Here is a 20,707-nt window from a genome sequence, read left to right as displayed (position 1 = left end):
TACTGAAACTCGAGGATCCAATTCATGTTCGCCATAATCGGCATCGTCATCCTGATCGTCATGGTGTTCGGCGGCTTTGCCATCACCGGCGGCGCGCTCGGCCCGGTAATGGAAGCCATCCCGCATGAAATGCTGATCATCGGCGGCGCAGCGGTCGGCGCGGTCGTCGCCGGCAACTCGATGCACGAACTCAAGGGCATCGGCGGCGGCTTCAAGAAGGTGTTCAAGGGACCCAGGCACAACAAGCAGGATCACGTCGATGCCATCGTGCTGGTTACCAAGCTGATGAAGATCCTGCGCACCGATGGGCCAGTCGCGCTGGAAAGCCACGTTACCGATCCGGCCAACTCGCCGATCTTCGCCGAATTTCCGCGTCTGCTCGGCAACAAGCCGCTGATCGCGCTGATCTGTGACACGCTGACCCTGATCGTGGTGTCGTCGGGCACGCTCGAGGTCCACGCCGTCGAAGACGTGATGGACCACGCGATGAAGACGCATTTCCACGAGGAAACCGAACCCCAGCACGCGCTGCAGGGTCTGGCCGATGCATTGCCCGCGCTCGGCATCGTCGCCGCCGTGCTCGGCGTGGTCAAGACGATGGGCTCGATCGACAAGCCCCCGGCGATCCTGGGCGCGATGATCGGCTCGGCTCTGGTCGGTACTTTCATGGGCGTGCTGCTTGCCTATGGTGTCGTCGCGCCGCTCGCCGGAAGGCTCAAGCAGGTGCTCGATCAGGACGAGATGATCTTCCAGGCGGTCAAGCAGGTGATCATCGCCAGCCTCCACGGCTGGCCGCAACCGCTGGTCGTAGAAAGCGCGCGCTCAGGGCTGGGTCATTCGTTCCGCCCCGGCCTCTCGGAACTGCTAGACGCACTGCGCGGGCGCTGATCCGATGGCCAAGGCACCTTCCAAAGGCAAGAACGAGCCCCCGCGGCCGATCATCGTCAAGAAGATCACCGTCGTCGCCGCCGGTCATCATGGCGGCGCGTGGAAGGTCGCCTATGCCGACTTCGTGACCGCGATGATGGCCTTCTTCCTGCTGATGTGGCTGCTCGGCGCGACCACCGAAAAGCAGCGCAAGGGCATCGCCGACTACTTCACCCCGACGCTGGTCAAGATGAAGCAGGGCAGCGCGGGCGGCTACGGGTTGCTTGGCGGATCCTCGCTCACCGATGCCGACGATTACCCCCATGCAGGCGGACAGACCGGCACCAAGACGCTGACGATCCCGCGCGACGCGACCGGGGGCGCCAAGGAAGGCGGCAGCAAGGTCAAGCGCGTCAACACGATGAAGGAACGCCTCGCCAAGAAGCTCGAGGCCTCCGAAAAGCTGCGCAAGCTCGCGCGGCAGGTACGCATGGTTGAGACCAGCGAAGGCATCCGCATCGATCTGGTCGACGATGCAAACTTCTCGATGTTCCTGCTCGGCACCACCGTGCTGACCCCCGATGCTGCCGAACTGCTCCGCGCGATCGGCCAGACGGTCGCGCCCGAAGCCGGCCAGTTCACCGTACGCGGCCACACCGATTCGCTGCCGTGGAAAACAGGCGTCGCCAACAACTGGTCGCTATCGGCTGGCCGAGCCGAGGCCACTCGCCAGTCGCTTATGCGCCAGGGCATTGCCGAAACGCGCTTCCGCCGCATCGAAGGCGTCGCCGACCGCGAACCCCTGATCAAGGAAAACCCCTCAGACCCCCGCAACCGCCGCATGTCGATTCTGCTGACGGGGTGAGGGAAAAGTAAAATACCGATGACTTTTGGATTAATTCGCGGTTGCGATTGCAACCGGATGAGGGCAGCTTCGCGAACAGCGCGCAAGGTTTCCGGCGATCCGATCGCCGGCCCTGACGCAAAGGTTCGACAGGGAGCTTGCTTTGATGAGGAAATTTGCAGCACTTGCCACGGTATCGGTCGTGGCATTGGCCGGGGTCGTATTCGCCGCAGCCGGGGGCAACAAGGTAGCCGGTGCCGGAGCAGTCCTTCTGCCCGCATCCGCAGCAGCCGGATACCAGGTCTCTGCCGCGCCAACAGTCGCTGCGGCTCCCGGCTCGGCCATTCCCGATAGCTGGATCTGCGTGTTCAAGGCTGGTTCCGTGCCTGCCGGGAATGAACAGGCAGAAGCCAACAGGGTCGTCGGCAAGGCAGGTGGCCGCGTCGGACACGTCTACCGCTATGCGCTGCAGGGCTTTTCGATCAACCTGCCCGCACCCGGCGCTGCTGCGGTCGCCGCGCACAATCCCAACATCGATCACTGTGCGCCCGATCAGATCGCCACGATCATCGATCCGGTCAACGCTCTTGCCAGACCTGGCGGCGGCGGTGGCGCCACGTCCGAAACGACGCCTGTGGGCATCACGCGCGTCGGCGGCGGTCTTGCCACCTACACCGGGACTGGACGCGCCTTCGTGATCGACTCGGGCGTCGACCTGACTCACCCGGACCTGGTCGTCAGCACCACCCTCAGCCGCAACTTCGTTTCGCGCGAAACGTCGCCCAATGATCTCAACGGCCATGGCAGCCACGTTGCTGGCACGATCGCCGCGAAAAAGGGCAACTCGCTGGGCGTCGTCGGCGTTGCTCCGGGCGCGACGATCATCGCCGTGCGCGTGCTCGACCGCCGTGGCAGCGGTGCTTATTCGGATGTGATCGCAGGCGTGGATTATGTCGCCACCCCGGGGGTCGGCAGGCCCGGCGATGTCGCGAACATGAGCCTCGGCGGTCCCGTATCGACCGACCTCGACACGGCGGTGATCAACGCCTCGAACAGCAGCGGCGTGATCTTCGCGCTCGCGGCCGGCAACGAGACCGACGATGCCAACAACCATTCGCCCGCGCGCGCCGATGGGCCTAACATCTACACCATCGCCGCAGTCAACGCCTCGGACACCTTCGCCAGCTTCTCAAACTATTCGGTGATCGGCGATCCGGTCGATTTCGCCGAACCGGGTGTCTCGATCCTGTCGACCTGGAAGGACGGCGGGTACAACACGATCTCGGGCACTTCGATGGCGACCCCGCATATGGCCGGCATCTTGCTCTACGGGCGACCCGGCACCAGCGGCCAATCGAGCGCGGCACCCAACGGCGTGCGCTTCCCGATCGGCATAAAGCCCTGATGGCATAACGGGCGGCCTGCGCAGCCGCCCCCCGGTACGCGTGCAAACGAAGAAAGGCCCGGCAACCCGATATGGGTTGCCGGGCTGGTGGCGCGCGCCTGGTGGAGGCAGGCGTTTGCCGATCCTTCAGTTCATTAGCGCAGCAACGACAGCACGTTCTGCTGGCTCTGGTTGCCCTGAGCGATCATCGCGGTCGATGCCTGGCTCAGGATCTGGGCCTTGGCCATCGCGGTCGTTTCTGCCGAGTAATCGGCGTCCTGGATCCGCGAACGGGCGTCAGACAGGTTGGTGATGTTGTCGTTCAGGTTGTTGACCACCGATTCAAGGCGGTTCTGACCGGCACCGAACTGAGCACGGGCAGCGCTGACTTCGGCAAGCGTAGTATCCGCATCGGTAATCGACGTGGTCGCAGCGGCCACCGTGGTGACGTCGAACGCGACAGCAGCGATTCCCTTGCTGGTGATGTCCACGGTATCGGCGGTTTCTGCGCCGGTCTGGATCGTGAACGTGGTGTCGGCGGTACCGAACAGGGCCTGACCGTTGAACTTGGTGTTGGTCAGCACATCGGTGATCTGAGCCGTGAGTTCCTGAACTTCAGCGTCCATCGCTTCACGATCGGAAGCCTGATACGTGCCCGACTTCGACTGTACGGCCAGTTCACGGACGCGCTGCGTCATGTTGGTGACTTCGTTGAGCGCGCCTTCAGCGGTCTGCGCCAGCGAAATTCCGTCGTTAGCGTTACGTACGCCCTGGCTCATGCCCTTGATCTGCGAGGTCATGGTCGTGGCAATGGCCAGACCTGCCGCGTCGTCCTTGGCGCTGTTGATGCGCTTGCCGGTCGACAAGCGCTCCATTGCCGTGCTGAGCATCTTGCCAGCAGAGTTTGAAGCATTCGCTGCTTTCAGCGAGCTGATATTCGTGTTGATAACCGCCATGATTCCAGTCTCCGGTTGGGGTGGTATAAGTCCCGAATGGACTGCCGGGTCATTGGAAAGACGCGGCTGTCGAGACAAAGACCGGCAAACCCGCGCCGTATTTAAGCCCGCCCCCGGCAAAAGACTGCCGCACCTACGTAGTCGCCCTTAGTATTTTCCGAAGGGTTAAAGTTTCGACCTGTTCGTCGGTTACGCGCGAAACAAGAGCGACGGACACGATGGTTAACGGGGGTTTCAAAATGATTCGGGATTGCGGGGCACTTCGCTTCACAGATGCGGCAGCAACCGCGCACGCGGCGCTCGTCCAGCGCGCTGCTGCGGTGCTCTCCAGCTACGGCGCGCACGCCGACGTTCTCCTGTCCGACGCTTTCGAAGGCGCCCGCCCCACCGCGCGGCAGACCAGCGTGCTGCTCGAACGCTCAGCCACTCCTTCGCTCGAACGCACACCCCACACGCGCCAGACGACGCTGCGCTATGCCGACGGAGCCGGAGAAGCCGCGCTCGCCGCGCTGCTCGCCTGCGCCGCCAAGCCCGGCGCACCGATTGCCGCCGATCCCGAAAGCCTCTCGATCCTCGCGCTCGCCGAACGCATCGCCGCCACCGACATCCCCGTCCTGATCAACGGCCCCACCGGCACCGGCAAGGAAGTGCTCAGCCGCTTCATCCACGACCGCTCCTCGCGCAGCGACAAGCCCTTCATCGCCATCAACTGCGCCGCAATGCCCGAAGCCATGCTCGAGGCGCTCCTGTTCGGCCACCAGAAGGGCTCCTTCACCGGTGCCAACGCCGCCAGCGAGGGCTTCTTCCGCGCAGCCGACGGCGGCACGCTGCTGCTCGACGAAATCGCCGAGATGCCACTCACGCTTCAGGCCAAGCTGCTCCGCGCGCTGCAGGAAGGCGAAGTCGTACCCTTGGGCGCAACTCAGCCGATCAAGGTCGACGTCCGCGTCATTGCCTGCGCCAACCGCGATCTGCCGCTCGAAGTCGAGGAAGGCCGCTTCCGCGCCGACTTGTTCTACCGCCTCAACGTCTTCCCGCTCGCGCTCGAACCGCTGTGCCAGCGCCCAGATGATATCGCCCCGCTCGCCTTCGCCATGCTCCTGCGCCACGGAACGCAAGCGCCATGGATCGCCGACGAGACGCTCGCCATGCTCGCCAGTCATCCTTGGCCCGGCAACGTGCGCGAGCTCGAGAACGTCATGCGCCGCGCGCTCGTGCTGGCAGGCGACGCGCCCGTCATCCTGCCCCAGCACATTGCGTTCGACCGTACTGCACGCCTGATCACCGAACCGGTTCAGGCTCCCAGCGCCTCGACACCCGACGGCAAGCTGTCGAACATCGTGCAGATCTCCGAAGCCCGCGCGATCATGGCGACCCTGGACGCCTGCAACGGCAGCCGCGTCGCCGCCGCCCGCCAGCTCGGCATTTCCGAACGCACCCTGCGCTACCGCCTCGCCAGCTTCCGTGAAGCCGGCATCGACGTGAACGCCCGGGCCGCAGGCGGCAGGCGATGAGCGGCATATCCGGCATTGGCGGGCGCGCGTCCGGCATCCAGGACATCATGGCCCTGCGCCAGCAGATCATGGAGCGTTCGCAACTGCTCCAGCAGGTCAAGACGCCCGAAGCCACACAGGCGACCGCCCCCTCATCAGGCCCCGCAGGCAGCTTCACCGACACGCTCAAGGGCGCGCTCGAAAGCGTCAACGCCAGCCAGCAAAAGGCAGGCGCGATCAGCGAGGCTTATGAAAAGGGCGACGTCGTCGATGTCGCCAAGGTCATGCTCGCCCGCCAGGAAGCCGGCGTCGCCTTCGAAGCCACGCTGCAGGTCCGCAACAAGCTGCTCAACGCCTATCAAGACATCATGCGGATGGGAGTCTGATAAGTGGCAGATAATTCCCTCGCCCTGACCGACTCTGACGGCAGCGTCGCGACGCGGGCCAAAGTGTTCCTCGCCCAGCCCTCCGTGCGCCGCACCATTCCATGGTTCGCGGGCGTCTCGGCTGCGGGCCTCACCGCGCTGCTTTACATGACCATGGCGCCTGCCCCGCAGCGCATGCTCTACAGCCAGTTGTCGGACAGCGAGCGCGGCGAAGTCGTCGCCAGCCTCGACAAGGCCGCGATCTCCTACCAGATCGACAATGCCACCGGCGCGATCACCGTCGGCGAAGACGATCTTTACCGCGCGCGCATGGCCGCTGCCGCCGATGGCGCGATCGCCACGCCCGAAACCGGCACGCAAATGCTCGACAAGCTGCCGATGGGCGCCAGCCGCGGCCTCGAAGGCCAGCGCCTCCAGGCCGCGCGCGAACGCGAGCTTGAACTCACCATCACGGAAATCGACGGCGTCGAAAGCGTCCGCGTCCATCTCGCCGAGCCCGAAAAGTCGGTGTTCGTGCGCGACAACATGCCGCCATCGGCCTCGGTCATGGTCAAGCTGGCGCGTGGCCGCCAGCTTTCCGAAAGCCAGGTCCGTGCGGTTACCAATCTTGTGGCAGGCTCTGTCCCTGGCCTCGCCATAAGCTCCGTCCGCGTCGCAGATCAACATGGCCGCCTTCTCTCAGAGGCCAGTGGCGCGGACGGAGACCGGCTCGAACTGCAGCAGCGCATGGAAGAAAAACTGCGCCAGCAGGTCTCGCAATTGCTCACCCCGATGCTCGGCGACGGCAACTTCTCGTCCGAAATCCAGATCGATCTCGATATGGATCAGGTCACCTCCGCGCGCGAAAGCTACGACAAGCAAGGCGTGGTCCGCTCCGAAACGCAAAGCGCTTCGCAGATGGCGGGTGCCACGACTGCACAGGGCGTCCCTGGCGTCACCGCCAACACGCCCCCACCCGCGACGACCGCGCAAGCAGGTGCCCCCACCGGCACCCCGGCCGTCGCTCCGAGCCAGCCCGGCTCCAATGGCGAATCCAGCTCGACCAAGACGTACGAGCTCGGCCGTGAAGTCGCCGTCTCCAACCAGACCCCCGGCAAGATCAAGCGCCTCTCGGTCGCGGTCGCGCTCAGTTCCGAAATCATGGCCAAGGCCAAACCAGCGGACATCGAGGCGATCAAGCAGCTGGTCAGCGCCGCTGTCGGTGCAGATCCCGCGCGCGGCGATCAGGTCGCCGTGCAGGTCCGCGCATTCAAGCCGGTCGAGGTCGAAGCCATCCCCTTCTGGGAAACGCCATGGTTCGCCACGATCCTGCGCAACGCGGTCGCGCTGATCGCGGTCCTGCTCGTCCTGCTACTCGGCGTCCGCCCGCTGATCAAGGCGCTCAAGCGCGATCCGGCTCAGGCCTCGCCCAAGAAGCGCAAGGGCGCGTCCGACGACGACGATGACGAGGATTCCGAAGACGCCATCACCCCCGATGAAATGGCCGAGGCGCTCCAGCCTGCGCAGAACCTTCAGACCGGCGTCGTCGATGCAGATGCCCTCGCCCGGCAGGTCAACCTCGCCCAGCGCCTCGTTGTCGAAAAGCCCGATAACGCGCTCGTCGCGATCAAACAGATGCTCAACACGCCCGAAGAGGAGGCCGCAGCATGAGCGATCTTGCAGAAGCTCCGAACATCACCGATCCCGAACGCGCCGCCGTGATGGTCATGCTGCTCGAAGACGATCAGGCCGCGCAGATCCTTGCGCAGCTCGAGCCGTCCGAACTGCGCCTGCTGGGTGAAAAGATGTGCGCGCTGGGCGAAATCGGCCCCGTCGCCATCGCCCAGGCCATCGCCGGTTTCGTCGAAAAGACCGAACGCCTCGGCCTGATCGCGCACGATCGCGTGGGGCAAGTCCGCTCGCTGATGACCCGCGCGGTCGGCACGGTGAAGGCGGACAGCCTGATGCAGCGGATCATGCCCGACGATCCTTCGCAAACCCCGACCATCGAACTTGCCCGCTGGCTCACCCCGCAGGTAATTGTCCCGCTGATCCGTGACGAACACCCGCAGGCCATCGCCGTGCTGCTGGTCCAGCTCGATCCCGAAGTGGCCGCCGCCGTGCTCCACGCCATGCCCGACGAGATCCAGCCGCAGGTCGTCCACCGCATCGCAACGCTCGGCCCTGTCGCGCCCGAGGCCATCGCCATGCTGGAAGAAATGCTCAACCGCCGCATCGCGGACTGCCACGGCGCAGGCTCGCTCACCATGGGCGGCCCGCGTGAAGCGGCAGACATCATCAATGCCTCGGCGCGTACCGTGGAAAAGCGGGTCATGCCCGAGATCGCCAAGCAGGACAAACAGCTCGCCAAGGCGATCGAGAACGAGATGTTCAAGTTCGAACATCTGTTCGCATTGGACGACAAGTCGATGGGCGCGCTGCTGCGCGAAGTCGACAACGATGCGATGATTGCGGCCTTGAAGGGCATCCCTGACGATCAGCGCGAAGTGTTCTTCCGCGCCATGTCCAGCCGCGCCGCCGATGGCGTGCGCGACGAGATCGCCGGGCGTGGCCGCATGAAGATGGCTGAAGTGATAGAGGCACAGAAAGCCATGGTCACCGCCGCCCGCCGCCTCTCGGCCGAGGGCGTGATCGTGTTCGGTGCGGGCGACGACGATTATGTCTGAACGCCCGCGCGCGGTTTCACTGGCAAATCTTGGGCAAGGCCCGATCGGCTTTGCTCGCGACCTGCGCTTCACGCGCAATGTTGCTGCCGCCCGCGCACCCGTAGTGGTCGAGCCGGAGGAACCCGAAGACCCGGTCGGCAACGCCTGGGCCGAGGGTTATGCGCGCGGCATGGGCGATGCACAGGAAGCCGCCGCACAGATCATCGCCGAGCGCGAAGCCGCCGCAACGAAAATCGAACTTTCGCTCGCGCGGCTCGATGCCGCGATGCAGGCCGATCTCAAGGACCGCCTGCGCGAAACTGTCGAAGCCTTGTGCGAGGCCGCCATCGCGCCCGCCGCGCTCGATCCCGACGGGCTCACCCGCCGGGTCGAATGCGCCGCCGCCATGCTCGCGCGCGTACAGGACGAGCGCGTCATCCGGCTTCACCCCGAAGACCTCGCGCTGATCGCCGCGCGCCTGCCCGAGGACTGGCATTTCGAACCCGACGCCACGCTCGATCGCGGCGCGGTCCGCGTCGAAGGCGCGACCGGCGGGGTCGAAGACGGGCCCGCGCAATGGCGCGCCGCCATTACCGAGGCGCTGCGCCAATGCTGATGGAAACCACGCTCAATGTGCTCGAACGCGCGCTCGATTCTTTCGCGCTCACCCAGCCCGATTTCACCCCGCCGCGCTACGGACTGCTGGCTGCCTGCGATGGCGGGATGCTCGAAGTGTCTGGGCTTTCGGTCCCGATCGGCACGCAATGTCGCATCGCGCACGGCTCCGGCTCGCTGATGGCCGAGACGATCGGCTTCCGCAACGGCCGCACCCTGATGATGCTGCTGGGCGACCCGGTCCTGCTGCGCCCCGGCGCAAAAGTTCGCGCCGAGGGCCGACCCGGCATGCTTCCGGTCGGCGCCGAATTCCTCGGTCGCGCGGTCGATGGCGAAGGCAAACCGATAGACGGCCTCGGCCCCTTGAACGCGCGCCACGAATGGCCCTCGGGCGGTGTGCGCACCGCTGCGCTCGACCGCTCGCCCGTGCGCGAACGCTTCGATACCGGCGTGCGCGCACTCAATGCCCTGACCACATTCGGCATCGGCCAGCGCATCGGCATCATGGCAGGCTCGGGCGTCGGCAAGTCGGTGCTGCTCGATATGATCGCGCATGGAGCCGAGGCTGAGATCGTGATCGTCGGGTTGATCGGAGAGCGCGCGCGCGAAGTTTCCGATTTCGTCGAACGCCATATGCACGGCGGCAAGCGCGATCGCTCGGTCGTGGTCGCGGTCCCTGCCGATCACGCGCCAAACTTGCGCATCCGCGGTGCGTTGCTCGCCACCAGCCTTGCCGAATCCTTCCGCGCCCAGGGCAAAAAAGTGCTGCTGATCATGGACAGCCTCACCCGCGTCGCCCACGCCGGTCGCGAAATTGCGCTGCTGCTGGGGGAACCCGGCGCAGCGCGCGGCTATCCGCCTTCCGCACTCGCCACGATCACCAAGCTGGTCGAGCGCGCGGGCAACTCTGCCCAAAGCGGCGGTTCGGTCACCGGGCTCTACACCGTGCTGGCAGACGGCGACAATCAGGATGACCCGGTGGTCGACACCGCGCGTTCGATCCTCGACGGCCACATCGTCCTCTCGCGCGATCTTGCTCAACGCGGCCAGTACCCCGCAATCGACATCGCCGCCTCGCTCAGCCGCGTGATGAACGACATCACCGCGCCCGATCACCAACAGGCCGCCCGGACCTTCCGCGCGCTCGTCGCCTCTTACGAGGCCAACCGCGATCTCGTGCTGATGGGCGCCTATCGCGCCGGGGCAGATCCGCAGCTCGACCGCGCCATAGTGATGCACGATGCCCTGTCCGGTTTCATCAGCCAGCCGCAGCGCGAGATCATCAACGCCGATGATTCCGCCGCCGCGCTGATCCGGCTGATGGCGGCGTGAAAGCCGAGCGCGCCCGCCTCGCTCGCCTCAAGCGCCTCGAACGCATCCGCGACATCGCCCGCCGCACCGCTCTGGCAGAGGCGGGCAAGGCCGAAAGCACGCTGGCGCAGTTGCAGGGCCTGGTCGCCCGCACCACCAGCCTGTCGGCCGAATACTCCGCGCGGACAGACCTGCCCGATGCCCATGCGCTCCAGCAGTTGCGTCACTTCGTCGCCGGGCTCGATCGCATCACTACCGGCACCCGCGCCGACGCTGTCAACGCGCAGCGCATCGCCGACACCAAGGCACAGGAAGCCGCCGCCGCCGAGCGCCGCCGCGCCGCCGTCGAAGAGCGCGCCGATGCGCAATCGCGCCTCATCGCCAAGAAGATCGCCGCAGCAGCCACCCCGCTCGGCGCGGCAAAGCCAACTGGCACGAGTCTTGAATAGACAAGGTTAACGCCGACGCGACGGAGCCTTGCCGATGTTCGATCTTGCTGTCACTTCCCTGACCCCCACCTCGGCAACGCCCGCGCTCCTCCCCACGCTACAGAACCTCACCCCGGCCGCCCCAGCGGCTGCAAACCCCGATATCGCGGCAGAGTCAGGCTCTACGCCCCATGCCGGCATGTTCGAGGCCCTGCTTGCGCTCCAGACCGCGCCCGCGATCGTCATGGCGACGGGCCTCCCTACTCCCTCGGTCCCCGCAGTGCAGGTCCGGCAGCCGGGCGGCAAGATCTTGCCGGAAGCGGCAAGCGCGGTTGCCGCCGTTGTTGACTTTGCCGCCGTTGCCGTCGTCGCCACCGCGGACCCCATCGGGTCCGACGAGCTTTCGTCGGTCACCGATGACCTTTCCCCCGCTCCCCCTGCCTTCCCCCCGCTTCCCGATCTTGCCATGATCGCGTCGATTTTCGCCGCGCCGCAGCGACCCGCAGCCGTCGAGGCCACCGCACCCGAGCAGCCAAAAGCACCGGTTGTTCAGCCACTTGGCATTCAGCCCCCCGCGCCTGCCACACCGGCTGCAGCAGTCATCGCGCTCGCCCAGACCGCGCAGATCGAGCTTGAACCCACGCCGGTGCCGCGCGCGCCCGTCACAATCAAGGCTTCACCCGAAGCGGCTCCACAAGCGCTTCCGCAGGCGGCCACTGCCGCGATCGCTACGACCCGCAAGACCACCCCGGACCAGCCCGCCAGCGTCGCCACGCCGGACACCGACGACACGCAACCCATTGAAACAACGGACGAAGCCATCTCGACGACGTTCCAGAACGCCGAACCCGCAGCACCCCGGCAGAACGCCGCTCCGGCCTCCCGGCCAGAACCGCGTGCCGAACGTATCGACTTCGCCACCCTGGTCGAAACCCTTTCCCGCGCCCGCGAGGAAGCCTCGCCCAACGCGGTCCGCGCCTCGGTGCAACACGCTGACTTCGGGCGTATTTCCCTGCGCTTCGAACACGATGACAAGGGCGCGATGTCCGTCGCGATGAGCAGCGCCGACCCCGGCTTCGCCCGCGCCGTCACCGCCTCGAGCGAAGCGGCACCGACGCAGACCCAGCCAGATACCCAGCGCGGACAAGCCTCGCAAAACAGCAACTTCGCTCAAAGCGGAAGCGGCGACACCTCTCGCCGACAGCCCTCCGAGCGCCACGGTCAGCCCGCCCCGCAACTGCGCGACAAGCTCCGCCGCGATGATCCCAAACCCCAGACCGGCAGCATTTTCGCCTGATCTTTCCGTCACTTGAACCCCTGAAAGCAAAACCATGAGCGACAAGAGCGACAAGGAACCCAAGCCCAAGAAGAAAAGGGGCGGCGGCATGCTGATCAAAATCGGCATGGCGCTCGGCCTGCTCGCTGGCGGCGGTGGCGTTGTGTTCGGCTTGGTGGCCTCCGGCGTCATCGGCGGCGGCGGCGCGCATGCCGAAGCCAAGGAAGACAAAAATCCCAAGCTGGTCCGCAAGGGCGAAGTCGATCCTTATGCCCCCGTCGCCAAGGAAGGCGAAGGCGAGGGCGGCGGCGAAGCGCTCGACATGGATGGCGAGGGCGGCAGCGAATATCGCACTGTCTACTATAATTTCCCCGAGGATTTCACCTCGAATCTCAAGGATTCCGAGGGTTTGCTGCAGGTCAACCTCGCCGCATCGACCCGCCGGGACTACCGCGTGATCGCCTGGATGAAGAAGCACGAACTCGCCATCCGCTCCGCCGTGCTGATCGCCATCGCCGACACGCCCGAAGGCGAAGTCTATTCGCCCGAAGGCAAGGGCCGCCTGCAGAAGCGGCTGACCGGCGCGATCAACAAGGTCCTGTCCGAAAACGAAGGCTTCGGCGGAGTCGATGCGGTCTATTTCAAGTCCTTCATCGTCCAGTAGGCCGCGCTCACGCCACCCGTATTCTGACGCAACTCGAAGCTTACCGGATTGAAATCGCCCGATGAAACCTGAACGCGCCCTCATCGCCGAACGTGCCCTTGCCCGGCACGATCCGGCCCTGCTGCGCCCCGGCCCCAGCGCTGCCGACCTCTTGCCCGCCTTCACCCGGATGAGCGAGCGCATGGTCCGCACCTTGCGCGCCGCGCTCAGCCCGCTGCTCGGTGGCAAGGAACCGCAGATCAATCCGGCCAAGCCCATGCAGACTGACTTCGAAGATTTCTGCTCGGAAATTCCGCGACTTGCGGCCAACAGCCTGTTCCACATCGGCACCGCACCGTTCATGTTGACGGTCGAGGGCGAGCATGTCCTGCGCCTGGTCGATCGCGCGTTCGGCGGGCCGGGCGATACCCCGGCATCGCTACCCAAGGAATTCCCGCTCTCGGCCGAACTGATGATCGCGCGGGTCGAGCAGACCATCGCCGCCTGCCTCGCCCTCGCACTCGGCGGAGCGAATAGCAGCGCTATCAAGGCTATCCGGCGCGATACCAGCCTCGCCCAGCTTGGCGCGATGCCCGATGCCACGCCGGTTGCCGGCCTCACCTTCAACGTGATCGAGCAGGGCCGCATGCCGTGGGCGCTGTCGCTCGCATTCCCGATCGAGACGCTCGCGCAGATTTTCGCCCACGGTGACGCGGCAAAGCCTACCCGCCCGCCGCGCGGCCCGAACAAGCCGACCGACGCGCCCTTCTCCGACCTGCCGATCGAGGTCTGCGCGGTGCTGGTCGACATGCAACTGCCACTGGTGACCGTGTCCACGCTCGAAGTCGGGCAGATCCTGTCAGTTCCGATTGCGCGCAACGTGCCGCTGATCGTCGGCGGCAAGGCTTGTGCGCAAGGCACGATCGGCGCGCTCGACGACCGCGTCGCCATCCAGATCACCCAGCTTTCCTGATCCAGATTCACAAGAGGCCCGACCCCAATGACCTTCCAACCCCGCGGTTTCGATTTCCTCAAGGACGTTGACGTCCGCCTGACTGTCGAACTCGGCCGCACCGCGATGAAACTCAAGGACGTGCTGTCGCTGACTGAGGAATCGGTCGTGATGCTCGACCGCCTGACCGACGAACTGCTCGACGTGATGGTCAACGGCAAGCTGATCGCGCGCGGCGAAGTCGTCGCGCAGGGCGATCGCTTCGGCCTGCGCATCGTCGAACTGCTCGGCACCGAGCCCGACGCCGTTGTCCCCGCCATCGCGGCGCCCAAGCGTGCCGCCAAGGGGGATGCCGCCTGATGTTCTGGTACATTCTCAAGCTGCTGGTGCTGCTGCCACTGATCGGCGGGCTTGCCTATGTCAGCCTGAAGTTCGCCAAGCGGATGGAGGGCAAGTTCACCTCCGGCACCGGCCCCAAGTCGGTGCGCATCGTCGAAACGCAGATGCTCAGCCCCACGCTGCGCCTCGCCGTCATCGAATTCCACGGCCGCGAAATCCTCGTCTCGGCCGGCAAGAACGGCATCGTCCGCCTCGCCGAAGCCCCGGCGCGTCCCAAGGTCGAAGCGGAGATCGCCCAGTGAAGCGCCTGATCGCCACGCTAACCACGGCACTCGCCCTGCTGCCGCACCACGCGATGGCTGCCGTCGCCAGCGCGCCTGCCACTGCGCAACAGCCAGCAGCATTGTCGGGCGCCCTCGACCGTGCATTCGGCCAGCTTTCGGGTGCACAGAGCGGCGGCACACTGTCGCTTTCGCTGCAACTGCTGCTGGTCATGGGCCTGCTCACCATCCTGCCCTCGCTGGTATTGATGATGACCAGCTTTACCCGTGTGCTGGTGGTGCTTTCGATCCTGCGTCAGGCGATGGGTCTGCAGCAATCGCCGCCCAATCAGGTCCTGATCGGCCTGTCGCTGTTCCTGTCGCTATTCGTGATGGGTCCGACGCTCGACAAGGTGAATGCCAATGCGATCCAGCCTTATTCGGCAGGTCAGATCGGCGCGGAACAGGCCATCGTTGCCGGAGGGCAGGAGTTTCGCACCTTCATGATGCGCCAGACCCGCCAGTCCGACCTGCAGATGTTCGCCGCGATGGCCAATGCGCCCAAGTTCGCCACGCCCGCCGACGTGCCCTATTCGATCCTGCTCCCCGCCTTCGTTACCAGCGAACTGAAGACCGCGTTCCAGATCGGCTTCATGCTGTTCCTGCCGTTCCTGGTGATCGATCTTGTCGTGTCATCGGTGCTGATGAGCCTTGGCATGATGATGATGTCCCCGACGATCGTCTCGCTCCCGTTCAAGCTGCTGCTGTTCGTCCTTGTCGATGGCTGGGCGCTGCTGATGGGCAGCCTCGCGGCAAGCTTCGGATGACGCGCGCCCATTCTTCCCCCCTCCCGCAAGCGGGAGGGGCCGGGGGTGGGCCTGTTGCACGATAGTCAAAAGAACAAGCCCACCCCTGACCCCTCCCGCAGGCGGAAGGGGGAATAGGACAGCAAAATGGACGACACCGCTTCCCTTCTCGCACTGGCCGACCGCATGCTCTGGATCACCGCGCTGGTCGCAGCGCCGATCCTGATCGCCTCGCTTGCCGTCGGGCTTGTCGTCGGACTGATCCAGGCGGCGACCTCGGTCAACGAACAGACGCTGACCTTCGTGCCCAAGCTGGCCATCACCGCGCTGGTACTGGTGCTGTTCGGTAGCGCGATGCTCGGCCTGATCGGAGATTTCACCAAGGAAATCTTCGACCAGATCGCCATGACCGGTCACTGACGCGTGCTCCAGCTCAACTTCGGTTTCGGCGCGCTTGAGGCCGACTTCTGGCGCTTCGTCTTCGTGATGACGCGGATCGGTGCGGCAATGCTGGCAGCGCCTTTGTTCGGCGCGGGCACCGTTCCGCCGCAGATCCGCGTGATCGTGACGGGCGCGATCGCGGTGCTCGTCTGCGCCTGGACCCCGGTCGTCGCGCCGCCTGCACTGCTGTCGCTTACCGGCATGTTGTCGGTTGCCAACGAACTGCTGATCGGCCTCGCTCTCGGCTTCGCGCTGCAACTCTCGTTCGCAGCGCCGACGCTGGCAGCCGAACTGATCGGCGGCGGTATGGGCATGTCGATGGCGACTGCCGCAGATCCGGTCAGCGGTGCCAGTTCGCCTGCACTCGGCCAGTATTTCGCGGTGGTGCTGACGGTGATCTTTCTCGGCACTGGCGCGCATCTCAACTGGATCGCGCTGATCGTCGAAAGCTACCGCACCTTTCCTCCGGGCACCGCATGGCTCGCAGCCGATCGGATGGAGTTGATGATCGGCTTTGCCGGCACGATGTTCACCACCGCCCTGCTGATCGCGCTGCCCGTCACGCTGATCCTGCTCGCGGTCCAGATCACCACCGGCATCATCAGTCGCTCGGCCCCCAGCCTCAACCTGTTCTCGCTCGGCCTGCCTGCGGGCGTGCTGGCGGGTATCACCGCGATGATCGTCGCCGCGCCGATGCTGACCGACATGATGGTCGACATATCCGCAACCGCCGTCGGCAACGCTGCCGCGCTGCTCGCGCAATAGGACACTGCCACGATGGCCGAGACCGAAGGCGAGAAGTCCTTTGCACCAACCGAGAAACGCAAGAAGGACGCCGCCAAGAACGGCGACGTCGTCCGCTCGCGCGATCTGGCCACGGCGGTCGGCGTACTGGTCGGCGCGGCCTGGCTCAAGTTTGCAGGCCCATGGCTGTTCGATGCGATGCAGGACACCCTGCGTGCGTCGCTGACGCTCGACCGCGCATCCATCGAGGATTTCGCGCCGCGCAAGCTCCTGCTCGGCTCGATGATCGCGGTGCTGCCACCGGTCTTCGTGCTCGGCGCCATGGTGCTGGCATCCTCGGTATTCTCACAGATCGGCATGTCCGACGGGCGTTGGGTGTCCGCAAACCTTGCGTTCAAGGCATCGCGGATCAACCCTATGTCCGGCCTCAAGCGCATGTTCGGTGCGCAAGGCTGGATCGAACTCGCCAAGGGGCTTGCCAAGCTCGCGCTGCTTGGCACGATCGCCTGGTTCTGGGCGTCAGACAGCCTGAAAACGATGATCGGGCTTGGCCACGGCGATATTCACGGCCAACTGGTGATGGCGTGGGACACGATCACCTCGTTGGCTTTCGCGCTCGCGTCGGGGCTGATGATCATCGCGCTGATCGACTTTCCGATCCAGTGGATCCGCCGCTATTTCCGCCTGCGCATGACGCTGCAGGAGGTGAAGGACGAATCCAAGGAGTCCGAAGGCTCGCCCGAACAGAAAGGTGCGATCCGCAACCGGCAGCGCCAGATGGCGATGGGCGCGATGCAATCGGCGATGATGAAGGCCCAGTTCGTGATCACCAACCCGACGCACTTCTCGGTGGCGATGATCTACGATCCCGATCTTGCTCCGGCGCCGGTGGTCCTGGCCAAGGGTCGCGGCGAAAAAGCGCTGGCGATGCGCCAGCTCGCCGCCGAAATGGGCGTGCCGACGCTCGAGATCCCGCCGCTGGCGCGTTCGGTCTATTTCACCACGCGCGAAAACCAGGTGATCCGAGAGGATCTCTATTCGGCGGTCGCCTCGGTCCTCGCCTTCGTGCTGTCGCTCAAGCGCGGCGACGCAGTCAGCCTGCCCGCAATCGACCTGCCGGTGCACATGCGCTTCGACGCCGATGGCCGCCCCGAACTTGTTGTCCAGAAGGCCGTGTAAACCCTTAACCTCCCCTCACGCGAACCGTTCTTCAGTCCATGCCTACAACCTCGTCCACCTCATCGACTTCGGCAACTGCCCAGATCGTCTCGTCGCTTGGCGGAGGCAGTGGCATCAACCTGCCGCAGCTCGCCGAACAGCTCGCTGCCGCGCAGTTCGCGCCGCGCATCGATCAGCTGGCCGCCAAGACCGAAAAGCTGACTGCGCAGATCTCGAGCGCGTCGAACCTCAAGTCGCTGATGGCAACGCTTGCCACTTCGGTCGGCACGATCATCCGCACCGGCGACCTTGCGGTGAACCCCTCGATCTCGACCGCGAATGTCGCGACCGTCAGCAAGGGCACCGCCACCGGCAGCGGCACTTATTCGCTTGAAGTCACCAGCCTTGCCAATTCGCAGAAGCTGGTAACCTCGGCCTATCCCGCGTCCACCTCGACCGTTGGCTCGGGCACACTGACGCTGCGCTTTGGCACGGTATCGGGCAGCAGCTTCACCGCCGATGCAACGCAGACTGCAGTCGATCTGGCGATCCCTGCAGGCGCTACGCTCGCAGATGTCGCGACGGCGATCAACGGCGCGAACAAGGGCGTCACCGCTTATGTCGCCAACGGGACCGCAGGCGCGCAACTCGTGCTCAAGGGCGCTGAAGGTGCCACCAGCGGCTTCGAAATCGAAGTCACGCCGGACGTGGGCGGAGAAGCGCTTTCCAGCCTTGCCTGGTCGGCGGCAACCAATACCACCCAGCTGAAATCTACCGCGAGCGATGCGGCCTACAACATCGACGGGGTCGGTTACACGTCCAAGAGCAACACCATCAACGACGCGGTGCCGGGCCTCAATCTGAAGCTGACCGCCACCAATATCGGCGCGCCCGCCACGATCAGTTTCAGCGACCCATCGTCCAGCATCAGCGGCGTGATGACCGACCTGGTCGAGGCGCTGAACGAGGTCGTCTCGCAGCTTGCCTCCGCGATGAACAAGGACAGCGGCGAGCTCAACAACGACCCCGGCGCCCGCGCACTGCGCACCGCGCTGACATCGCTGGCGGGGCAGAAGGTCATGCCCAATGCAAGCGATGGCCAGCCCTCGACACTTGCCGACCTCGGCCTCAAGACCGAACGCGACGGCACCTTCTCGCTCGACACCACGCGCCTTGCCGCCACGCTCAAGGCCAGCCCCGAGGCAGCCGGAGCGATGTGGACGACGGGCATCCACGGCGTCTACGCCACGATCGACAAGATCTCGCGCGCTGCCGCCTCGACCAGCAGCGGCACCTCGCTCGGCAGCTCGATCACCCGCTACACCGCGCTGCAGAAGTCGGTTGCCGAAAAGTCCACCTCCCTTGCCGAAAAGCAGGAGGACGTGCGCCAGCGCATGATCGCCCGGTTTGCAGTGATGGACACCAATGTGTCCTCTTCGCAATCCACCCTTACCTTCCTCAAGCAGCAGATCGCCGCTTGGAACTCGACGGGCAATAACTGATGCTGCACCATCGCAACGACCCGTCCGAAGCCTATCGCCGCGTCGATTTCGATGCTCGCGTCCGCGGCGCGGATTCACGCCAGCTGGTCGACCTCTGCCTCGAACAGGTGGTCGGCTCGATTGGTCGCGCGCTGCATGCGCAGGAACGATCGGACAACTCGGCCAAGAGCGCCGCGCTGACCCGGGCGATCTCGGCGCTGACTGCGCTGCAGATGGGCATCGACATGACCAATCCCACCGCGCAGTCGCTCGCCCATCTCTACCAGTCCGCGCGCAACGCGATCCTCGATTGCGTCGCACGTTTCGATGCACCCAAGCTGCGCACGATCCGCCAGGATTTCACCGAAATCCGCGAGGCCATGCTGCGCAGCATCGCTGCCTGACAGGCGCAGCAAAACCCCTGAAGTCAGACCAATCGGAAAACCCGGCAGCACCCCTGAGGGCGCTGCCGGGTTTATTGTTTTTCCCCGCACCGCAGGGGACGCGCGGTGCGGGGAACTCTGGAGTTTCCTGGGCCTCAGCCGATGTTGCAGCTGGCGATGATTGCGGGGCCAAGGTCGTCGAGTTCGACCTCGTTCGCCGCCGCGTCCATTTCGATAGCGGCAGTGGGCGCCTCGGCCATCAGCGCGCTCTTGCGGTCTTGCGCGAAGGTTTTGCAACCCGCGTCTCGCATGAGCCGAAGGCCCTTGGCGCCATCCTTGCCCATGCCGGTCAGCACCGCAGCGGTCGCCGGGATGGCGCCGCGTGCGATCGACCCGAACAGCAGGTTCGCCGATGGCCGCATGCCATCGACCGGATCGCGGTCGATCAACCGCAGCTTCAGCGGACTTCCCGGTTCGATCACCACATGCCGTTCCGGGTCGAACGCGATGTGGATCGTTCCCTGCGTCAACGGCGTGCCATCCTTGGCCGCCTTGACCGAGCACTTGAGTTCCGTGTCCATGCGCTTGATGAACGTCTCGACCACGGCTGGCTCAGCGTTGAGCGCGATGACCGTGGGCGGGCACTTTTCGGGAAAGCCCGCGAGGATCTGGGTCAGCGCATCGATGCCGCCCATCGAGGCAGACATCGCGGCAAGATAACCGTTCCACTCGAAGTGGACCTCGCTCACCTTGTGCTCGCGCGGAGCCTTACGGTCCTTGACGTTGCTGTTTGCCGCCGCCAGCACGATCTTGCCGAGCTTGGCGACCGATTTGCTGAACTGTTCAGGCGTTGCCTTCAGCGGCTTGGGAAAGCACTCGACCGCGCCCAATGCATAAGCCTTGAGCGAGGTCTCGGTCCCCGCCTGGGTCAGGCTCGACAGCATCACCACCGGGATCGGGTTGGACCCCATCAACTCTTCGAGGAACTCGATGCCGCTCATGCCGGGCATCTCCACGTCGAGCGTGACGACGTTCGGCTTGAGCTCGAGGATCTGCTCGCGGGCGTCGGCGGCGTTGACCGCCGCTCCGATGACCGTCACGTTCTTGGCCTGATCGAGGATATCGGAAAACAGCGCACGCATCGCGGCGGAGTCATCGACGACCAGAACTCGTGCTTCATTCATCTGACAAGAACCTCGTGTGCTGGCGCGGTTGCGCTCTCGACCTCCATTTACGCGCGGGGGGACCAGCAATTCATGTGCCCCCCCTTACGTATCTCAACCTATCCCCTGCGA

General features: G+C 65.1%; 23 protein-coding genes. 21 read left to right on the top strand and 2 right to left on the bottom strand.

Going from position 1 to position 20,707, the window contains the following annotated elements; all coding sequences use genetic code 11:
* Positions 1 to 24 precede the first annotated feature (24 nt).
* From motA to GGQ88_RS15515, 3 genes are all read left to right on the top strand, one after another.
* Positions 25 to 888: a flagellar motor stator protein MotA gene (gene motA / locus GGQ88_RS15525; protein WP_183614363.1), complete on the top strand. Its 864-nt coding sequence runs from the start codon at positions 25 to 27 to the stop codon at positions 886 to 888.
* A 4-nt stretch (positions 889 to 892) separates the two neighbouring features.
* Positions 893 to 1,732 (top strand): flagellar motor protein MotB, encoded by an 840-nt coding sequence (locus GGQ88_RS15520; protein WP_183614362.1) that lies wholly within the window; start codon positions 893 to 895, stop codon positions 1,730 to 1,732.
* A gap of 145 nt (positions 1,733 to 1,877) precedes the next feature.
* A complete protein-coding gene (locus tag GGQ88_RS15515; protein WP_183614361.1) occupies positions 1,878 to 3,116 on the top strand; it encodes a S8 family serine peptidase in 1,239 nt (412 codons plus the stop codon).
* A gap of 134 nt (positions 3,117 to 3,250) precedes the next feature.
* Here GGQ88_RS15515 and GGQ88_RS15510 read toward each other — a convergent pair whose 3' ends face one another.
* Positions 3,251 to 4,051: a flagellin N-terminal helical domain-containing protein gene (locus tag GGQ88_RS15510; protein ID WP_183614360.1), complete on the bottom strand. Its 801-nt coding sequence runs from the start codon at positions 4,049 to 4,051 to the stop codon at positions 3,251 to 3,253.
* A 239-nt stretch (positions 4,052 to 4,290) separates the two neighbouring features.
* Here GGQ88_RS15510 and GGQ88_RS15505 point away from each other — a divergent pair, with 239 nt between their 5' ends.
* From GGQ88_RS15505 to GGQ88_RS15420, 18 genes are all read left to right on the top strand, one after another.
* Entirely contained in the window at positions 4,291 to 5,565 is a 1,275-nt protein-coding gene (locus GGQ88_RS15505; protein ID WP_183614359.1) for a sigma-54 interaction domain-containing protein, read from the top strand.
* On the top strand, positions 5,562 to 5,930 hold the full coding sequence (gene fliE / locus GGQ88_RS15500) for a flagellar hook-basal body complex protein FliE (RefSeq protein WP_183614358.1): 369 nt from the start codon (positions 5,562 to 5,564) through the stop codon (positions 5,928 to 5,930). The genes GGQ88_RS15505 and fliE overlap by 4 nt, the downstream gene beginning before the upstream one ends.
* A gap of 3 nt (positions 5,931 to 5,933) precedes the next feature.
* Positions 5,934 to 7,580 carry a flagellar basal-body MS-ring/collar protein FliF gene (gene fliF / locus GGQ88_RS15495; RefSeq protein ID WP_183614357.1) on the top strand — a complete coding sequence of 549 codons (1,647 nt, stop codon included), beginning with the start codon at positions 5,934 to 5,936 and terminating at the stop codon, positions 7,578 to 7,580.
* On the top strand, positions 7,577 to 8,596 hold the full coding sequence (gene fliG, locus GGQ88_RS15490) for a flagellar motor switch protein FliG (RefSeq protein ID WP_183614356.1): 1,020 nt from the start codon (positions 7,577 to 7,579) through the stop codon (positions 8,594 to 8,596). The genes fliF and fliG overlap by 4 nt, the downstream gene beginning before the upstream one ends.
* The gene (locus GGQ88_RS15485; RefSeq protein WP_183614355.1) at positions 8,589 to 9,191 is read left to right on the top strand and encodes a FliH/SctL family protein; all 603 of its coding nucleotides are present in this window, start codon (positions 8,589 to 8,591) and stop codon (positions 9,189 to 9,191) included. The genes fliG and GGQ88_RS15485 overlap by 8 nt, the downstream gene beginning before the upstream one ends.
* The gene (locus tag GGQ88_RS15480; protein WP_183614481.1) at positions 9,191 to 10,522 is read left to right on the top strand and encodes a FliI/YscN family ATPase; all 1,332 of its coding nucleotides are present in this window, start codon (positions 9,191 to 9,193) and stop codon (positions 10,520 to 10,522) included. The genes GGQ88_RS15485 and GGQ88_RS15480 overlap by 1 nt, the downstream gene beginning before the upstream one ends.
* Positions 10,519 to 10,950 carry a hypothetical protein gene (locus GGQ88_RS15475; protein ID WP_183614354.1) on the top strand — a complete coding sequence of 144 codons (432 nt, stop codon included), beginning with the start codon at positions 10,519 to 10,521 and terminating at the stop codon, positions 10,948 to 10,950. Before GGQ88_RS15480 ends, GGQ88_RS15475 begins: the two co-directional genes overlap by 4 nt.
* 34 nt (positions 10,951 to 10,984) lie before the next feature.
* Positions 10,985 to 12,226 (top strand): hypothetical protein, encoded by a 1,242-nt coding sequence (locus tag GGQ88_RS15470; protein ID WP_183614353.1) that lies wholly within the window; start codon positions 10,985 to 10,987, stop codon positions 12,224 to 12,226.
* 34 nt (positions 12,227 to 12,260) lie between these two features.
* Complete coding sequence (locus GGQ88_RS15465; protein ID WP_183614352.1) at positions 12,261 to 12,869, top strand: flagellar basal body-associated FliL family protein; 609 nt, start codon at positions 12,261 to 12,263, stop codon at positions 12,867 to 12,869.
* Between the two features lie 61 nt (positions 12,870 to 12,930).
* A complete protein-coding gene (locus GGQ88_RS15460; RefSeq protein WP_183614351.1) occupies positions 12,931 to 13,821 on the top strand; it encodes a FliM/FliN family flagellar motor switch protein in 891 nt (296 codons plus the stop codon).
* A gap of 27 nt (positions 13,822 to 13,848) precedes the next feature.
* The gene (gene fliN / locus GGQ88_RS15455; protein ID WP_183614350.1) at positions 13,849 to 14,160 is read left to right on the top strand and encodes a flagellar motor switch protein FliN; all 312 of its coding nucleotides are present in this window, start codon (positions 13,849 to 13,851) and stop codon (positions 14,158 to 14,160) included.
* Positions 14,160 to 14,441, top strand: a complete 282-nt coding sequence (locus GGQ88_RS15450; protein ID WP_183614349.1) for a flagellar biosynthetic protein FliO — start codon at positions 14,160 to 14,162, stop codon at positions 14,439 to 14,441. The genes fliN and GGQ88_RS15450 overlap by 1 nt, the downstream gene beginning before the upstream one ends.
* A 53-nt stretch (positions 14,442 to 14,494) precedes the next feature.
* Positions 14,495 to 15,226, top strand: a complete 732-nt coding sequence (gene fliP / locus GGQ88_RS15445; protein WP_183614480.1) for a flagellar type III secretion system pore protein FliP — start codon at positions 14,495 to 14,497, stop codon at positions 15,224 to 15,226.
* A 126-nt stretch (positions 15,227 to 15,352) separates the two neighbouring features.
* The gene (locus tag GGQ88_RS15440) at positions 15,353 to 15,625 is read left to right on the top strand and encodes a flagellar biosynthetic protein FliQ (protein ID WP_183614348.1); all 273 of its coding nucleotides are present in this window, start codon (positions 15,353 to 15,355) and stop codon (positions 15,623 to 15,625) included.
* Positions 15,626 to 15,628: 3 nt separating this feature from the next.
* The gene (gene fliR / locus GGQ88_RS15435) at positions 15,629 to 16,411 is read left to right on the top strand and encodes a flagellar biosynthetic protein FliR (RefSeq protein WP_183614347.1); all 783 of its coding nucleotides are present in this window, start codon (positions 15,629 to 15,631) and stop codon (positions 16,409 to 16,411) included.
* 12 nt (positions 16,412 to 16,423) lie between these two features.
* On the top strand, positions 16,424 to 17,569 hold the full coding sequence (locus tag GGQ88_RS15430; RefSeq protein ID WP_183614346.1) for an EscU/YscU/HrcU family type III secretion system export apparatus switch protein: 1,146 nt from the start codon (positions 16,424 to 16,426) through the stop codon (positions 17,567 to 17,569).
* A 38-nt stretch (positions 17,570 to 17,607) separates the two neighbouring features.
* A complete protein-coding gene (fliD, locus tag GGQ88_RS15425; protein WP_183614345.1) occupies positions 17,608 to 19,050 on the top strand; it encodes a flagellar filament capping protein FliD in 1,443 nt (480 codons plus the stop codon).
* Positions 19,050 to 19,433: a flagellar export chaperone FliS gene (locus GGQ88_RS15420; RefSeq protein WP_183614344.1), complete on the top strand. Its 384-nt coding sequence runs from the start codon at positions 19,050 to 19,052 to the stop codon at positions 19,431 to 19,433. The genes fliD and GGQ88_RS15420 overlap by 1 nt, the downstream gene beginning before the upstream one ends.
* A 134-nt stretch (positions 19,434 to 19,567) precedes the next feature.
* Here GGQ88_RS15420 and GGQ88_RS15415 read toward each other — a convergent pair whose 3' ends face one another.
* Positions 19,568 to 20,596 carry a chemotaxis protein CheB gene (locus GGQ88_RS15415; protein WP_183614343.1) on the bottom strand — a complete coding sequence of 343 codons (1,029 nt, stop codon included), beginning with the start codon at positions 20,594 to 20,596 and terminating at the stop codon, positions 19,568 to 19,570.
* Positions 20,597 to 20,707: the final 111 nt, after the last annotated feature.

It is taken from the genome of Novosphingobium hassiacum (assembly GCF_014196055.1).
Taxonomy (GTDB): domain Bacteria; phylum Pseudomonadota; class Alphaproteobacteria; order Sphingomonadales; family Sphingomonadaceae; genus Novosphingobium; species Novosphingobium hassiacum.
Note: the sequence above shows the minus strand (reverse complement) of the source record. Positions and strands in the feature narration are given on the sequence as shown.

Excerpts from the sequence above, each read along its gene's own strand:
- GGQ88_RS15520 (WP_183614362.1), top strand. The coding sequence starts at position 893 with ATGGCCAAGGCACCTTCCAAAGGCAAGAACGAGCCCCCGCGGCCGATC.
- GGQ88_RS15505 (WP_183614359.1), top strand. The coding sequence starts at position 4,291 with ATGATTCGGGATTGCGGGGCACTTCGCTTCACAGATGCGGCAGCAACC.
- fliE (WP_183614358.1), top strand. The coding sequence starts at position 5,562 with ATGAGCGGCATATCCGGCATTGGCGGGCGCGCGTCCGGCATCCAGGAC.
- GGQ88_RS15440 (WP_183614348.1), top strand. The coding sequence starts at position 15,353 with ATGGACGACACCGCTTCCCTTCTCGCACTGGCCGACCGCATGCTCTGG.
- GGQ88_RS15420 (WP_183614344.1), top strand. The coding sequence starts at position 19,050 with ATGCTGCACCATCGCAACGACCCGTCCGAAGCCTATCGCCGCGTCGAT.
- fliN (WP_183614350.1), top strand. The coding sequence starts at position 13,849 with ATGACCTTCCAACCCCGCGGTTTCGATTTCCTCAAGGACGTTGACGTC.
- GGQ88_RS15460 (WP_183614351.1), top strand. The coding sequence starts at position 12,931 with ATGAAACCTGAACGCGCCCTCATCGCCGAACGTGCCCTTGCCCGGCAC.
- GGQ88_RS15430 (WP_183614346.1), top strand. The coding sequence starts at position 16,424 with ATGGCCGAGACCGAAGGCGAGAAGTCCTTTGCACCAACCGAGAAACGC.
- GGQ88_RS15480 (WP_183614481.1), top strand. The coding sequence starts at position 9,191 with ATGGAAACCACGCTCAATGTGCTCGAACGCGCGCTCGATTCTTTCGCG.
- GGQ88_RS15470 (WP_183614353.1), top strand. The coding sequence starts at position 10,985 with ATGTTCGATCTTGCTGTCACTTCCCTGACCCCCACCTCGGCAACGCCC.
- fliG (WP_183614356.1), top strand. The coding sequence starts at position 7,577 with ATGAGCGATCTTGCAGAAGCTCCGAACATCACCGATCCCGAACGCGCC.
- GGQ88_RS15515 (WP_183614361.1), top strand. The coding sequence starts at position 1,878 with ATGAGGAAATTTGCAGCACTTGCCACGGTATCGGTCGTGGCATTGGCC.
- GGQ88_RS15510 (WP_183614360.1), bottom strand. The coding sequence starts at position 4,051 with ATGGCGGTTATCAACACGAATATCAGCTCGCTGAAAGCAGCGAATGCT.
- fliP (WP_183614480.1), top strand. The coding sequence starts at position 14,495 with ATGGCTGCCGTCGCCAGCGCGCCTGCCACTGCGCAACAGCCAGCAGCA.
- GGQ88_RS15450 (WP_183614349.1), top strand. The coding sequence starts at position 14,160 with ATGTTCTGGTACATTCTCAAGCTGCTGGTGCTGCTGCCACTGATCGGC.
- GGQ88_RS15465 (WP_183614352.1), top strand. The coding sequence starts at position 12,261 with ATGAGCGACAAGAGCGACAAGGAACCCAAGCCCAAGAAGAAAAGGGGC.
- motA (WP_183614363.1), top strand. The coding sequence starts at position 25 with ATGTTCGCCATAATCGGCATCGTCATCCTGATCGTCATGGTGTTCGGC.
- fliD (WP_183614345.1), top strand. The coding sequence starts at position 17,608 with ATGCCTACAACCTCGTCCACCTCATCGACTTCGGCAACTGCCCAGATC.
- GGQ88_RS15415 (WP_183614343.1), bottom strand. The coding sequence starts at position 20,596 with ATGAATGAAGCACGAGTTCTGGTCGTCGATGACTCCGCCGCGATGCGT.
- GGQ88_RS15485 (WP_183614355.1), top strand. The coding sequence starts at position 8,589 with ATGTCTGAACGCCCGCGCGCGGTTTCACTGGCAAATCTTGGGCAAGGC.